Raw genomic sequence first — 14,143 nt, 5'->3', positions numbered from 1 at the left:
ATGGACATCTCGCTCGTCCGCGGCGACATCACCACACAGCGGGTCGACGCGATCGTGAACGCCGCGAACGCGAGGATGCGCGGCGGCGCCGGCGTCGACGGCGCCATTCATCAGGCCGGCGGGCCTGCGCGACTGCGTACGCCGCTACCCCGACGGCCTCAGCGTGGGTGCGGCCGGCTGGACGGTGGCGGGCGAGCTGCCGGCCCGCTGGGTCATCCACGTGGTCGGCCCCAACTGGAACGGCGGCCAACGCGACCCCGACCTGCTGGCCGCCTGCTACCGCAACGCCCTCGCGGTCGCTGACGAACTCGGCGCCACCTCGCTGGCGTTCCCGGCTGTCTCGGCGGGCATCTTCGGGTGGCCGCTCGACGATGCGGCCCGGATCGCCGTCGACACGGTTCTGCGGACGCCGAGCCAGATCGTTGCGGCCAGGTTTGTCCTTTTCTCGCAGGAAGTCTTCGACGCGTTCCGGAGGGTGATGTCGGACAGCGGGGAATGACCGGGCGACATTCCGAGGTTGTCATCTGCGGCGTGCAACGGCGTGCAACGGCGTGACGGCTTCGGTTTCCAGGAGGTGCGTCGGGTGTTTCCCGTATCCCGAGGTCGGCGTCCCCAGCGGGTGGCGATGCTGAGCGTCCACACCTCGCCGCTGGACCAGCCCGGCTCCGGCGATGCCGGCGGCATGAACGTCTACATCGTCGAACTCGCCCGCCGGCTCGCCGCATTGGGAATCGAGGTGGAGGTCTTCACCCGGGCCACGTCGAGCGATCTGCCCCCTGTTGTCGAGGCGGCCCCCGGCGTTCGAGTACGCCATGTCGTCGCCGGTCCGTTCGAAGGTCTGTCGAAGGACGAGTTGCCCGCCCAGTTGTGCGCGTTCGCCCGCGGTGTGCTGCGTGCGGAGGCTGGCCACGATGTCGGGTGGTACGACCTGATTCACTCGCATTACTGGTTGTCCGGCCAGGTCGGTGCGCTGGCGAAGGAACGCTGGGGTGTGCCGCTGGTCCACTCGATGCACACGATGGCGAAGGTCAAGAACGCCTTGCTCGCCAAGGGTGACCTGCCGGAGCCGAGGGCGCGCGTCATCGGTGAGGAACAGGTGGTGGAGGCGGCCGACTGGCTGGTGGCCAACACCGACGAGGAGGCGCGGCAGCTGGTCGACCTCTACGCCGCCGAGCCCGACGACGTGGTGACCGTGAACCCGGGCGTCGACCTCGACGTCTTCCGTCCGGGCGACCCGCGTGCCGCCCGGCGCCGGCTGGGCCTCGCGGATGACGCGATCGTCCTGGCGTTCGTCGGGCGGATCCAGCCGTTGAAGGCGCCCGACGTGCTGGTCCGTGCGGCCGCCCACCTGGTGGCTGCCCGGCCGGAGCTGCGGGACCGGCTGGTCGTCGCGATCGTGGGCGGACCCAGCGGGTCGGGTACGACGGCGCCGGACGCGCTGGCTGGGCTGGGCGGGCTGGCCCGGAGGCTCGGCATCGCGGAGGTTGTGAGGTTCGTCCCGCCCGTGCCGCAGGACGAGCTGGCCCGGTGGTACCACGCGGCGACCCTGGTGGCGGTCCCGTCGTACAACGAATCCTTCGGGTTGGTCGCGCTGGAGGCCCAGGCCTGCGGGACGCCGGTCGTGGCGGCCGCCACCGGCGGGCTGCTAACGGCCGTCCGTGACGGGGAGTCCGGGGTGCTGGTCGACGGCCACGATCCCCGCGACTGGGCTTTCGTCCTCGGTGACCTGGTGGGCGACCCGGATCGGCTCGCGCGCCTCGGCAAGGGTGGGATCGCACACGCCCAGGGCTTCGGGTGGCCGGTGACCGCGGCACGGACGCTCGACGTGTACGCCGCCGCGCTCGCGCCACCCGAGCAGTCGGTGAGCCTGGTGGGTCGCTGACGCACTTCCTTTCGTGTCCGCTTTGGTTACGGTGACCGGGTGACGGCTGACCCTGCCGCGACGATCCGCGGCGTCCTCAACGATCTCGGGCTGGACTGGGACGAACCCCGCCCCGCCTCCTTCGTGGTCACCCTCCCGGGCGAGCGCAAGCTCCGGACCACCTGCGTGCTCGACGTGGGCCGGCAGGCCGTCACGGTGCACGCGTTCGTCGTACGCCGCCCCGACGAGAACCACGAGTCGGTCTATCGGTACCTACTGGAACGCAACCTCAAGCTGTACGGCGTGGCATTCTGCGTCGACCACCTGGGCGACATCCACCTGGCTGGCAAGCTCGCGTTGAAAGCGGTGACACCCGAGGAGATCGACCGGGTGCTGGGCACCGTCCTCGAGGCGGCGGACTCGGCGTTCAACCCGATCCTCGAACTCGGCTTCGCCTCGGCGATCCGCCGGGAGTGGGCGTGGCGTACCTCGCGGGGAGAGTCGACGGCGAACCTCGAAGCGTTCCGCCGGCTCATCCCCGAATAGGTCCCCGCCTCGTCTCCGTCATGCCGAGTTGCCAGAGGTTTCTCGGTCTCTTAGCCGACATTCCTATGGCAACTCGGGGTTGCCCTCCGGCTTCTCAGTATCCGGAACGATCGGGTGTACGCCATCCGAGACGGGTGCGACCTCCCGCGGCATCTCCCCACGAAGCGCGCCCGATTCGCCTTGCATGGTGAGGAATTGGCGCGTCAGGCCGTCGATGCCCCACATGGCGTACACCTTGCCGCTGCGGATGGTGGGCCTATTCAAGATCTCTGGCGCCGGAGAGGTTGCTGGATCTGGTTGAGCGGGGAACCGGACCATGATCAACTTGCAGAAATCGCCCACGTTTCGCGCAAAGTCTGGGCGATTTCTGCAAGTTGATCATGAACCAGCTCGAGGATCGCGAACTGATGCTGAACCCCGCTCCGGCCGGCCGTTGAGGGTGGCGATCGTGCCCTGGGCGACAGCGCATTCGACCTCCCGCTCTTCGCCGAGCGAAAGGATCTCGCAGCGGGTGACCGCGAGCCGCTGTCCGGCGTTCACCACATAGGCGGTGGCGACCAGGCGCGGGCCGAAGGCGGGACGCAGGTAGTTGATCGTGTATCCCGCCGTCACCACCGACGGTCCCAGGACGGAGCCGCCGGCGAACGTCATCGCGTTGTCGGCAAGGTAGCTCAGGACACCGCCGTGCGCCTGCCCGAACTGCTGGAGCAGCTGGGGCGTCAGCGGCAGCGAGAGTTCGGCGTACCCCGGTTTGAACGCATCCAGGCTCGCGCCGACAAGCACGCTGAACGGCTGGGCGACGAGGAGTTCGCGGCCGAGCGCCAGCAGCGCCTCGGGGTCCGCCGGAAGCGATGGGTCGAGCGAGGGTTCGTGCGAGCGTTCGGTCACGCCGCCCAGTCAAGCCTTCCGGTGGCGGGGTGTCCACGCGGCGCTCGGTAGAGTCGAGCCCATGAGTGCCGCCCCATACCGTCTGATCCTCCTCCGTCACGGCGAGAGCGAGTGGAACGCCAAGAATCTCTTCACCGGCTGGGTCGATGTGGGCCTGTCCGCGACCGGCGAGGCCGAGGCGCGCCGCGGTGGCGAGCTGCTCCGTGAGCGTGGCATCCTGCCCGATGTCCTGCACACCTCCGTGCTGCGCCGGGCGATCCGCACCGCCGAGATCGCGCTCGACACCTGTGACCGGCACTGGCTGCCCGTACGCCGGAGCTGGCGGCTCAACGAGCGCCACTACGGCGCCCTGCAGGGCAAGGACAAGAAGCAGACGCTGGAGCAGTTCGGCGAGGACCAGTTCATGACCTGGCGGCGTTCCTATGACGCGCCGCCGCCGCCGATCGAGGACGACTCGGAGTTCTCGCAGGCGGGCGACCCGCGCTACGCCGACCTGCCGCCGGAGCTGCGGCCGCGCACGGAGTGCCTGGCCGACGTCGTGGCGCGGATGCTGCCGTACTGGTACGACGCGATCGTCCCCGACCTGCGGCGCGGCCAGACGGTGTTGATCGCCGCGCACGGCAACTCGCTGCGGGCGCTGGTCAAGCACCTCGACGACATGAGCGACGAGGCGGTCATCGGTCTCAACATCCCAACGGGGATCCCGCTGCTCTACGAGCTGGACGAGCAGCTGCGTCCGGTCAAGGTCGGCGGGGAGTACCTCGACCCAGAGGCCGCCGCGGCCGCGATCGAGGCGGTCAAGAACCAAGGCCGCCGCTGAGCCACGGTCCGCTACTGAGGCGCAGTCCGCTGCCGGTCACCCGTTTCCTTGACGGTGCCCCGGGCCACTCCTAGCTTGGCGAGAGAGGACATGGGACGTCCTACCTCTAAGGGGCGTCCCATTTCCTGTCCAAAGACCGGCGGTCGAGGGGTGACCCTGGAGGCTTCTTCAATACCCCTCGCCTTGGGCGGGGTTCCGCTGGATCCGGTCGAGCGAAGTTGATCAACGGCGGCCGAACCGGACACCCGCAGCCGTGAACGCCCGAAGTCGGCACCGTTGATCAACTTCACGGATGCGCGGGCCACCACGAGGAAGAGATCTCGGCGCTATGTGACCAAGCGGGCAAGACAGTGGAGCATTTCCCCATGCGGAGCAACGGAAAAGCTCCACTGCTCTGGGCCTGCCCCCGCGGCGGCCAGTTGTCTCACGAACCGGGCGACTGGCGACCAATTCAAGATCAACATGCAGTAACTGTCCAGGACCCGCGCGATCAGGTGCGGCGGACCCGACAACTGTGTCCGGTGCGGAAGCTTCCGGCCTCGCCGCACCGCGACCGGGGAGGTTGTGCTCGCCACCCCGGGGGGAACCTCAAACTCCGTTGCAGGGAAATCGCTTCCCTGGCGCGGGTGCGGCGTTCGTCGGCAGGTTCGAGGGACGCGACGACCAGTTCATCGGAGGCCAGGTGGCGGGAGATTCACCCGGACGGCTGGTGGTAGCGCCGGATCGAAAAACTTGGGATCGGTACGCAACCGGCGCAAGGCGTCAGACGTTTGAGTGTGCGAGGCAGGCCAGGTGATTTCGCGTCCGTGTGGGCCGGAACCACCACCGTCCAAGATGTGGAAAGCGGTCGCGGACCACGTCGGGCGGGGCTAGCCTCGTACACCAAGGGACGATGTAGTCCAGCTCTTCTTGCCCGCCCACAGCTGCAGTCGAGGTGCGTGCGCGCCATGCAAGCGTCACATCGGACGCTCCGTAAAGATCTCGCCAACCGACCCGTCGTCCGACACTACCCGCGCGTTCCCGCGTACTTCTTCCCGTCCCTTCTGTGACAGGAATTCCCTGCACGGGTGCCTAGAGCCCAGTGCGGGATAGGGAACCGCCGGATACGGGCGAGCTTCATCGGTCAATCCGTTCTCGTGGTCAGGCCACGAGCCCACGACAGCAGGGCAACCAACCCCGTCGCGACTGCGTTGTCGCCACATGTCAACCGTTCCTTGCCTGGTTATGGTTAGTGCCAGGGCGCGTTGACGTCGGGGAGTGGGAACACACGGCCTCTTCGCGGGTGAACGGATTTCGGCGGGTGGCTCGCTTGATGCGGTGGCGCCTTGTCTCGCCGTGGGCTCGGCTTCGGACCAACCTCGCCGTCGGTGGGGGCATCCGTGCGTGGGTTCTTCCCGACACACCTTCATCACCACCGTCGGTGGGAAAGTCCTACCGTGTTCCCGTCACGGGCTCATACCCATGCCCGCTCGAATTCCACCATCCCATCACCTCGTACCACTCGCCTCTCGACCAACAACAGCAAACGAACGCAGGAAGACCCGCCTGCTGGTGAAGCGACGCCGGACTCGAACCCTCCTGTCAAGGGCTGGTTGCGCTGGCTCTCGCCGTACCTCGGGCGGCACAGACAGGCGCTCGTTCTGTCGCTCGTCGCGGCCGCCGTGTGGACCGCGGCGCTGGTCAGCGCACCGTTGCTGCAGAAGGTGGTGGTCGATGACGCGATCATCGCCCACACCCAGCCGGTCCTGCCCTGGGTGGCGGCGCTCGTCGCGATCGTCCTCCTCCGGGCCGTCACCAGCGGTCTGTGGCGTGAGGCCGGCGGCCGGCTGAGCATCCACGTCCAGAACGACATCCGCGACGACCTTTACGCCCATCTACAGCGCCTTGACGCGGCCGCGCACGAACGCATGCAGAGCGGCCAGTTGGTTGCCCGGGTCAACTCCGATCTCGTCCTCATCCAGCAGGCGGTGGGTCTGCTGCCGCCTGTGCTCGGCACCGTCCTTCAGGTGGTGCTGGCGCTGGTCATCATGGCGCTGCTGTCACCCCTGCTGGCCTTGGTGTTGTGCGGGATTCTCGTCGCGCTGGTCGTGATCGCCCGGCGGATGCACATGCGCGTGTACGCCGCTTCCTGGGACGGCCAGCAGCGCGAGGCCGACATGACGACAGTCGCCGAGGAGGCGATGACCGGCGTTCGGGTCGTGAAGGGTTTCGGCCAGGAACAAGCCGAGCTCACGCGGTTCATCGAGTCGTTGACGCAGATGTTCCGCTCGCGGGTCCGGGCGATCCGCGAACGCGCGCCCCTGCTCGCCACCCTCCAGGCGTCGCCGCTGGTCGGTCAGGTCCTGGTGCTCATGCTGGGTGGCTGGCTCGCCCTCAACGGTCACCTCACGGTGGGAACGTTCTTCGCCTTCCTTGCCTACCTTGCCGACCTCAACGGTTCGGCCCGGCTGCTGGCGATGGTGCTCACCTTGCTGCCACGGGCCCGCTCGGGTACGGAGCGGGTCGCCGAGGTGTTCGCGGTCGAGCCGTACGTCAAGGATGACGCGGCGCGGTTGGCCGCGGAGCAGCCGGCGCCGGGCGTTCAGCGTCGCGATGCCGACCCGCGTGACCGCGGCCGGCTTCCCCGCGCTGAATGCGGCGACGTCGAACGCGGTGCGTTCGTGTCCTTCGAGGACGTGTCGTTCAAGTACCCCGAAGGCCCGCGGGCCCTCAACGGCTTCAGTCTCGACGTTCTCCCCGGTGAGACCGTCGCCATCGTCGGGCCGACCGGCTCGGGGAAGTCGACGGCGCTGCAGTTGGTGTCCCGCCTGCGGGACGTGACGGACGGCCGCGTCCGGCTCGACGGCGTCGACATCCGCGACCTGCCGCTCGCCGACCTGCGCCGCCGGGTCAGCGTCGTGTTCGACGAGGCGATGCTGCTGTCGGGGTCGATCCGGGACAACATCGCCTATGGCCGCTCGGACGCGACCGATGCCGAGGTGGAGAAGGTGGCGAAGATCGCCGCCATCCACGATTTCATCGTCGGCCTGCCTGAGGGCTACGAGACGGAGGTTGGCCAGGAGGGGCTCAGCCTGTCGGGCGGCCAACGGCAGCGGATCGCGCTTGCTCGTGCCCTGCTGGCCGACGCCGACGTCCTGGTGCTCGACGACGCGACGTCCGCGGTCGACGTCCATGTCGAACGCCGGATTCTCGACGCGATGCAAGAGATTGTTGACGGTCGTACGGTGATCGTGGTGGCCTACCGCGAGTCGACCGTCCAGCTCGCCGACCGGGTGATTCTGGTCGAGGGCGGCCGAGTCGTCGACCAGGGCACGCACGAGGAACTCCTCGACCGGTCCAGGCTCTATCAGGACCTGATGTCAGAGCTGCCCGACCATGCGGAGGACCTGCCAGGCGACCGTCAACCCGACCTTGCGGCGACGGTCACTCCCGAAGCCTGGCAGCCGTCGGACGCTCCGGTCGACCCCGTCCGTGCGCGGGTCGGTGACCCCGTCTCGCCGGAGTTGTTGCACGCGCTCGCCGAACTGCCGCCGGCAACGGACGAGGTGGGCGTGGACGACACGCATGAGTCGACACGGAACGAGCGGTTCCGTCTGTGGCAGATGGTCCGCCCGCAGCGGTGGCCCATCATCCTGGGTCTGGTGCTGCTCCTGGTGGACGCGCTCGCCGTCCTGGCCGGGCCGCTCCTCGTCCAGAAGGGCCTCGACGGGGCCCTCGGTGACCGGTCGATGTCCCTGCTGCTGCTCACCTGCGCGGCGTTCGGGGTGGTGGCACTGATCGACTGGGGTGATGTCTGGGCGACGCACTTCGTCACGTCCCGCACCACCGAACGCATCCTGTACGCCTTGCGGGTAAGGCTTTTCGCCCATCTGCAGCGGCTCGGGATGGACTACTACGACCGGACCCACGCGGGCCGGATCATGACCCGGCTCACCTCCGACGTCAACGCGGTGGCCGAGTTGATCCAGGCCGGGTTGACGAACGCGTTGGTCGCCATCGTCACGTTCACGGGCATGACGGTGGTCCTGCTCGTCCTCAATCCGACGCTGGCCCTCGTCGTCCTCGCGGTGATCCCGCCGGCGACGATCGCGACGATCTGGTACCGCCGGGTCGTCGGGCCGGCGTACGAACAGGCCCGCGAGCTCAACTCGGCGCTCAACACCTACCTGCACGAGACGCTCGCGGTGCTGCCGGTGACACAGGCGTTCCGGCGGGAGGCCGCCAACCTGGCGCACTTCCGTGGCCTCGCCGATCGGCAGTACGTCGCCCGCCGGACGAGCAACCGCGCGACCGCGATCTATGTCGCGTTCATCGAGTTCCTCGCCGGCCTCACGGTGGCCACCACGCTGGTGGTCGGGTGGCAGCTCATCGACGCGGGGCAGCTGCGGGTGGCCGAGCTGGTGCCGTTCCTGCTCTACCTGGCGTTGGCGTTCGCGCCGATCCAGCAGATGGCGACGGTGTTCGACGTCTACCAGCGGGCGAAGACCGGTGTCACCCGGATCGCAGCGCTTCTGGCCGAGGAGGTCAGCGTCCCGACGCCCGATGTCCCTGCCCAGGTAGGTAAGTTGCGCGGCAACATCGAACTCCACGGTGTCACCCTGCAGTACAACGGCACCCGCAAGCCCGCCTTGCGCGAGGCCGATCTGCGAATCGACGCGGGCGAACGCGTCGCGTTCGTGGGCCAGACCGGCGCCGGGAAGTCGACGATCGCCAAGGTCATCACGCGGTTCTACGACGCGACCGGCGGGCAGGTCGAGGTTGACGGTACGCCGGTGACGAGGTTCGACCCGTCGGAATACCGCCAGGCCATCGGCTACGTGCCGCAGGAGCCCTTCATGTTCTCGCGGACCGTCCGCGACAACATCGCCTACGGCATGCCGGATGCGTCGGATGAGCTGGTGGAGGCGGCGGCCCGAGCTGTCGGCGCGCACGACTTCATCACGCAGCTCGACGGCGGCTACCTGCACGAGGTCCAGGAACGCGGTCGCTCGTTGTCCGCGGGCCAGCGGCAGTTGCTCTGCCTGGCCAGGGCTCTGGTGCTCGACCCGCGGGTGCTCGTCCTCGACGAGGCCACCTCGCACCTTGACCTCAAGAGTGAACGCCGGGTCGAGCAGGCGATGCGGAAGGCGGCGAGCGGGCGTACGACCATCGTCATCGCGCACCGGCCGCAGACACTGCGCTGGGTCGACCGGATCGTGACGGTGCATGACGGCCAGGTCGTCGCGGACCAGGGCGCGGAGGAGTTCCAGGCGGCGCGCCTGTCAAGGGTGTCCTAGGCCCCGGCAAGGGTTGGTTGACGGAGAGGCGCTCCACGGGGGCGCCTCTCCGTCGTTCCACGGAAAAGCCGAGTTGTCAGGACACAGCTAGCTGTCTGGCGCTGGGCTCAGCGGGTGTGCGTGGGCACGTCACCCGTCACGAGGTAGATGACCCGGCGCGCCATGGAGACGGCGTGGTCGGCGATGCGTTCGTAGTAGCGGCCCAGCAGGGCGATGTCGATTGCCGCCTCCACGCCGTGCGACCAGTCCGTGTCGAGCAGGGTGTGGAAGAGGGAGCGCCGCAGCCGGTCCATCTCGTCGTCCTCCTGCACCAGGTCGACGGCGCGGTTGACGTCGGAGGACTCCACGGTCTTGGCGACCTTCTGGACCATGTTCTCGGCGACCGTTCCCATCTGGGCGATGGTCTCGCGGAGCTCGTCCGGGATCGCGCACTCGGGGTAGCGCATCCGGGCGATCTTCGCGATGTGCTCGGCGAGGTCGCCCATGCGCTCGAGGTCGGCGACCATCCGCAGAGCCGCGACCAATGCACGCAGATCGCTCGCCACCGGTTGTTGTAGGGCGAGCTGCTCGAAGGTGCGTTCTTCCACGAGCGTCTGCAACCGGTCGATCTGGGCGTCGGCCGCGATCACCCGCTCGGCCCGCCTGGCGTCGGCATCGAGGAGCGCGGCCGTGCCCTCCCGCACCGCGACCTCCACCAGGTTGGCCATCTCGACCAGCCGGTCGTTCAGGTGTTCGAGCTGCTCGTGGAATGCGTCTCGCATAGCGAACACCGTAGGCGATACTGGGCGGCCGGGCGAAGGCCAGCGCTGAACACACGGTGAACTCTGGACGTCAGGATCGCCGTATGGCCGACCGGATGGGAGCACTGGCCCGAAACGCGGCTTACCATCGAGGACGTGGACGCGACACTCGCCGCCACCCTGGGTGGCCTGGTGGGCCTTGCCATCGGCGGAGTGGCTGCCTTCGCGTTCCGGTACAGCGAGCGGGACCTGGCTCGGGGTCCGGAGCTTCCGGAGCCAGCCGTTCCCCCCGATGTCGCCAAGGTCCTGGCAGTGCTTCGTTCTGCCGCGGTCGTTGTCGGTCCGCATGATGACGTACGCCAGGCCAGCGCGCCCGCCTGGTCGTTGGGCATCGTACGCGGCTCCCGGATCGTTGTCTCCGAAGTTCTCGATCTTGTCCGCCAGGTGCGGCGCGACGGTGAGATCCGGCAGTGCGACCTGGAGATCCAGCGCGGGCGATTCGGACATGACGTGGTGTCGGTGTCCGCACGGGTCGCGCCGGTGGGGAGCCAGCTCATCCTCGTTCTGGTCGAGGACCGCACCAAGGAACGCCGTATCGACGCGATCCGCCGCGACTTCGTGGCCAACGTCAGCCACGAGCTCAAGACTCCGATCGGTGCGCTGATCCTGCTGGCGGAGGCCGTGCAGCACGCCGCCGATGATCCCGAAGCCGTCCAGAGATTCGCCGGCCGGATGCAGATCGAGAGTGACCGGCTGACCCGCCTGGTCCAGCAGATCATCGAGCTGTCCCGCGTCCAGGCAGACGACCCGGTGGAGGAGGCGTCCCCCGTCTCACTCGACGCGGTGGTCGACGCCGCCCTCGACCGCTGCCGGGTCGACGCACAGTCCAAGAGCATCCCGCTCGTCCGCGCGGGCGAGCGGGATCTCGTGGTCCACGGCAGCGAGCAGCAGTTGGTGATCGCGGTCGGAAACCTGGTCGAGAACGCCGTGAGCTACAGCCCCGAACACACCCGCGTCGTGGTGGACGTACGCCGGAGCGATCCGGTCGGTGACGACGCTGACGGCGCGACTTCGTTCGTCGAGCTTGCCGTCAGCGACCAGGGTGTCGGCATCCCCGAACGCGAGCTGGAGCGGGTCTTCGAACGCTTCTACCGCGTCGACCAGGCCCGCAGTCGCGAAACCGGCGGCACCGGGCTCGGTCTCTCCATCGTCAAGCATGTGGCCGCCAGTCACGGGGGCGCGGTCGCGGTCTGGAGTGTCGAGGGCGAAGGTTCGACCTTCACTATCCGGCTTCCGCTTCGCGGTGAGTCGGTCCTCGACTCCCTACCACGTCCTGGCCAGGAGTACGCACAACCGGCGGGGCCAGAGCCCGCACCGCAGGACGGCGCGGCCGGCCACAGCGCCTCAGGACAAAAGCGTCCGTCGGTGCTGGCCAGTTCGAGCGTCGTACGTCGCCAGAAGGAGGCAACCCGGTGACTCGTGTTCTCGTCGTCGAGGACGAGGAGAGCTACAGCGATGCGCTCTCGTACATGCTTCGGAAAGAAGGGTTCGAGGTCGCACTGGCCGCGAACGGCAACGTCGCTTTGGAGGAGTTCGATCGCGGTGGCGCCGACATCGTCCTCCTCGACCTGATGCTGCCCGGCATTCCCGGGACGGAGGTGTGCCGTGAGCTGCGGCGCCGCTCCAACGTTCCGGTCATCATGGTGACCGCGAAGGACACCGAAGTCGACAAGGTGGTGGGTCTCGAACTCGGCGCCGACGACTACGTCACGAAGCCGTTCAGCCCGCGCGAGCTCGTGGCGCGCATCCGGGCCGTCCTACGGCGGGGCACCGAGGTGAGCGAGGTCGTCCAGGCGGTCCTCGAAGGCGGGCCGGTTCGGATGGACGTCGAGCGGCACGTGGTCACGGTCGGTGGGTCCGACACCCGGCTGCCGCTGAAGGAGTTCGAGCTGCTGGAGATGTTCCTCCGCAACACCGGGCGGGTGCTCACCCGGGGGCAGCTCATCGACCGCGTGTGGGGCGCCGACTACGTGGGTGACACCAAGACGCTGGACGTCCATGTCAAGCGACTGCGGGCGAAGATCGAACCCGACCCGTCCAACCCGCGGCACCTGGTGACGGTCCGCGGTCTCGGCTACAAGTTCGAAGCCTGATCACGAGGGCGACGCTTGCGGGCGGTGGGGAATGATCACGTTTACGTGATCATTCCCCACGATGCGTCGTGAATTGAGCTTGCATCGTGGGGATTTGCCAAGCAAACGTGATCGTTCCCGAGCGGAACGCTGTCAGCGAGGGCTGACCGTCGTTCCGTGACCGTCGTTCAGTGGCCGCCGTGGTCCTCAGCCTTGGGAGACGGCGTGGCCGGGACCGGAGGCGCGCTGACCGTCGGCCTCAGTGTGGCGCCGGGCGCGGGCACCGTGGCGTACGGTCCCTGATCCGGGACCACGAGGACGTCCAGCGTGACGCTGCCGGCGCGTTCGAACTCGAACGTCAGTGGAACGACCAGGCCGCTCTTGAGCGGGCTCCCCTCGAGCGCGACGGGTACGGCCCGGCCGAGGCTGGAGTCGACACCGAGCACCCGCGGCTCGCGAGCCGGCAGCGTGATCGGGGACGTCCCGAACGCCGCCCGCCCGCCGCGGAAGGTGACGTTGACCAGCCGGTCGTCGCGTGACCCGCCGTTGAGGATCGTGCCGATCAAGGTGGCGGAGCCATCCTTCGGCGAGACCGCGAGGATGTTGCGCAGCTCGAGACCGTCGGAGTTGGCCCACACCCCGTCGGAGGGTGTGTAGGGCTGCTGGGTCTCGGCGCCGTAGCTGGCGGCACAGGCGGCGAGGGCGGGAAGGCTGATGGCGACCAGGCCCGCCACGAGCCCGCGCTTGACCTTCGATGACAGCACGGCGTTCCTTCCTCGGTCGAGCACACTCAGCGCGGACGACAGCGTATCGGGCCCACCCGCGCGACCGGCGCGAAGGTGACCCGCCACCGGCGCGACCTCCACGTCGGTGGCCCGGTGGCGTGCTAGCGGTGGCGGTGGCGTTCGTGGTGAGGGCGGCGATGGATGGTGTCTGGCTGGTGACGGAACCGCTCGTAGGTCCGTTCTGAGTACGTCTGGTACGAAGTCGACTGGCCTCTTGATGCCGTCGGGCCGTTCACGCTGCGTCCTCGGGTCCCGCGGTGGGATTCCGGGGGTCGGCGCCGGCCGGTCGTGACCGGTCGACACTGGCGGTGGTCACCAGCCATTTCGTCCCTGTGACAAACGGCACTGAGTCGCCCGCAACCAGCGCCATGGCCCGCGCGAGCACGACGACTGACGGCTTGTCAAGCCCTCATCGGGGCCCTGACCTGCGGAAACGCCGAGGGCGTCACGATCGCCCCGTGTTACCCTTGTCACCAAGGAAGGGGTACCTGACATATGACTTTCAAGGTCGGCGAGACAGTGGTGTACCCCCATCATGGGGCTGCCGTCATCGATGACATCGAGACTCGCAAGATCAAGGGCGAGGACAAGACCTACCTCGTCCTTCGCATCGTTGCACAAAGCGATCTCATTGTCCGGGTCCCGGCGGACAACGTCGACCTGGTCGGCGTCCGCGACGTGGTTGGTCAGGATGGTCTCGAGAAGGTCTTCGAAGTTCTTCGCGCACCGCATACGGAGGAGCCCACCAACTGGTCGCGGCGCTACAAGGCCAACCTCGAGAAGCTTGCTTCGGGTGACGTGATCAAAGTTGCGGAGGTCGTTCGCGACCTCTGGCGCCGTGAGCGCGACCGCGGGTTGTCCGCGGGTGAGAAGCGGATGCTGGCGAAGGCTCGCCAGATTCTCGTCTCCGAGCTCGCACTTGCCGAAAACACCAACGAGGACAAGGCCGAGACGCTTCTTGACGAGGTGCTCGCCTCCTGATGCCGCACAATCCTTGGCTCCGGTTCCGACCGGGGCCAAGGATTCTCGGCGGCACCATTGACGTTGGATGTGTCGTCCTTCTGCCTGCCCTCTGGCTCTGAGCCCTGCCCGACT

General features: G+C 68.1%; 11 protein-coding genes and 1 pseudogene. 8 read left to right on the top strand and 4 right to left on the bottom strand.

Translation table 11 applies throughout. The features are described 5' to 3' along the window. The 3 genes and pseudogenes from B141_RS43700 (at position 1) to B141_RS0130485 (ending at position 2,407) form a co-directional block, all read left to right on the top strand. Positions 1-499 (top strand): annotated as a pseudogene (locus B141_RS43700) (O-acetyl-ADP-ribose deacetylase). A gap of 84 nt (positions 500-583) precedes the next feature. Then, a complete protein-coding gene (gene mshA, locus B141_RS0130490; RefSeq protein ID WP_026257693.1) occupies positions 584-1,882 on the top strand; it encodes a D-inositol-3-phosphate glycosyltransferase in 1,299 nt (432 codons plus the stop codon). 39 nt (positions 1,883-1,921) lie between these two features. Further along, positions 1,922-2,407, top strand: coding sequence for a type III secretion system chaperone family protein (locus tag B141_RS0130485; protein ID WP_020578987.1), 486 nt, complete (start codon positions 1,922-1,924; stop codon positions 2,405-2,407). Positions 2,408-2,470: 63 nt separating this feature from the next. On the opposite strand, the gene B141_RS49855 is transcribed toward B141_RS0130485, so the two are convergent. Together B141_RS49855 and B141_RS43695 are read right to left on the bottom strand one after the other, a co-directional pair. After that, positions 2,471-2,632 carry a hypothetical protein gene (locus B141_RS49855; protein WP_020578986.1) on the bottom strand — a complete coding sequence of 54 codons (162 nt, stop codon included), beginning with the start codon at positions 2,630-2,632 and terminating at the stop codon, positions 2,471-2,473. A 153-nt stretch (positions 2,633-2,785) separates the two neighbouring features. Then, positions 2,786-3,295, bottom strand: coding sequence for a PaaI family thioesterase (locus tag B141_RS43695; RefSeq protein ID WP_020578985.1), 510 nt, complete (start codon positions 3,293-3,295; stop codon positions 2,786-2,788). A gap of 61 nt (positions 3,296-3,356) precedes the next feature. On the opposite strand from B141_RS43695, the gene B141_RS0130470 reads away from it, so the two are divergent. Beyond that, a complete protein-coding gene (locus B141_RS0130470) occupies positions 3,357-4,115 on the top strand; it encodes a phosphoglyceromutase (protein ID WP_020578984.1) in 759 nt (252 codons plus the stop codon). A 1,592-nt stretch (positions 4,116-5,707) separates the two neighbouring features. Next, positions 5,708-9,391 (top strand): ABC transporter ATP-binding protein, encoded by a 3,684-nt coding sequence (locus tag B141_RS43690; RefSeq protein WP_020578983.1) that lies wholly within the window; start codon positions 5,708-5,710, stop codon positions 9,389-9,391. Positions 9,392-9,498: 107 nt separating this feature from the next. Here the strand turns inward: B141_RS43690 and phoU are convergent, their stop codons facing one another. Next, on the bottom strand, positions 9,499-10,152 hold the full coding sequence (phoU, locus tag B141_RS0130460) for a phosphate signaling complex protein PhoU (RefSeq protein WP_020578982.1): 654 nt from the start codon (positions 10,150-10,152) through the stop codon (positions 9,499-9,501). A 135-nt stretch (positions 10,153-10,287) separates the two neighbouring features. On the opposite strand from phoU, the gene B141_RS0130455 reads away from it, so the two are divergent. Continuing rightward, positions 10,288-11,607 (top strand): sensor histidine kinase, encoded by a 1,320-nt coding sequence (locus B141_RS0130455; RefSeq protein WP_020578981.1) that lies wholly within the window; start codon positions 10,288-10,290, stop codon positions 11,605-11,607. Then, entirely contained in the window at positions 11,604-12,284 is a 681-nt protein-coding gene (locus B141_RS0130450) for a response regulator transcription factor (RefSeq protein ID WP_020578980.1), read from the top strand. The genes B141_RS0130455 and B141_RS0130450 overlap by 4 nt, the downstream gene beginning before the upstream one ends. A 167-nt stretch (positions 12,285-12,451) precedes the next feature. Here B141_RS0130450 and B141_RS0130445 read toward each other — a convergent pair whose 3' ends face one another. Continuing rightward, complete coding sequence (locus B141_RS0130445) at positions 12,452-13,027, bottom strand: copper chaperone PCu(A)C (RefSeq protein ID WP_020578979.1); 576 nt, start codon at positions 13,025-13,027, stop codon at positions 12,452-12,454. A 516-nt stretch (positions 13,028-13,543) separates the two neighbouring features. Between B141_RS0130445 and B141_RS0130435 the strand changes: the two genes are divergently transcribed. Then, positions 13,544-14,029 carry a CarD family transcriptional regulator gene (locus tag B141_RS0130435; protein WP_020578977.1) on the top strand — a complete coding sequence of 162 codons (486 nt, stop codon included), beginning with the start codon at positions 13,544-13,546 and terminating at the stop codon, positions 14,027-14,029. Positions 14,030-14,143: the final 114 nt, after the last annotated feature.

Origin of the sequence: Actinopolymorpha alba DSM 45243, from assembly GCF_000373925.1 — a bacterium.
GTDB classification, from domain to species: domain Bacteria; phylum Actinomycetota; class Actinomycetes; order Propionibacteriales; family Actinopolymorphaceae; genus Actinopolymorpha; species Actinopolymorpha alba.
The sequence above is the reverse complement of the archived record's forward strand: the minus strand, read 5'-3'. Positions and strand labels throughout refer to the sequence as shown.

Coding starts and splice junctions, on each gene's coding strand:
- B141_RS49855 (WP_020578986.1), bottom strand. CDS start 2,632: ATGTGGGGCATCGACGGCCTGACGCGCCAATTCCTCACCATGCAAGGC.
- B141_RS0130470 (WP_020578984.1), top strand. CDS start 3,357: ATGAGTGCCGCCCCATACCGTCTGATCCTCCTCCGTCACGGCGAGAGC.
- phoU (WP_020578982.1), bottom strand. CDS start 10,152: ATGCGAGACGCATTCCACGAGCAGCTCGAACACCTGAACGACCGGCTG.
- B141_RS0130435 (WP_020578977.1), top strand. CDS start 13,544: ATGACTTTCAAGGTCGGCGAGACAGTGGTGTACCCCCATCATGGGGCT.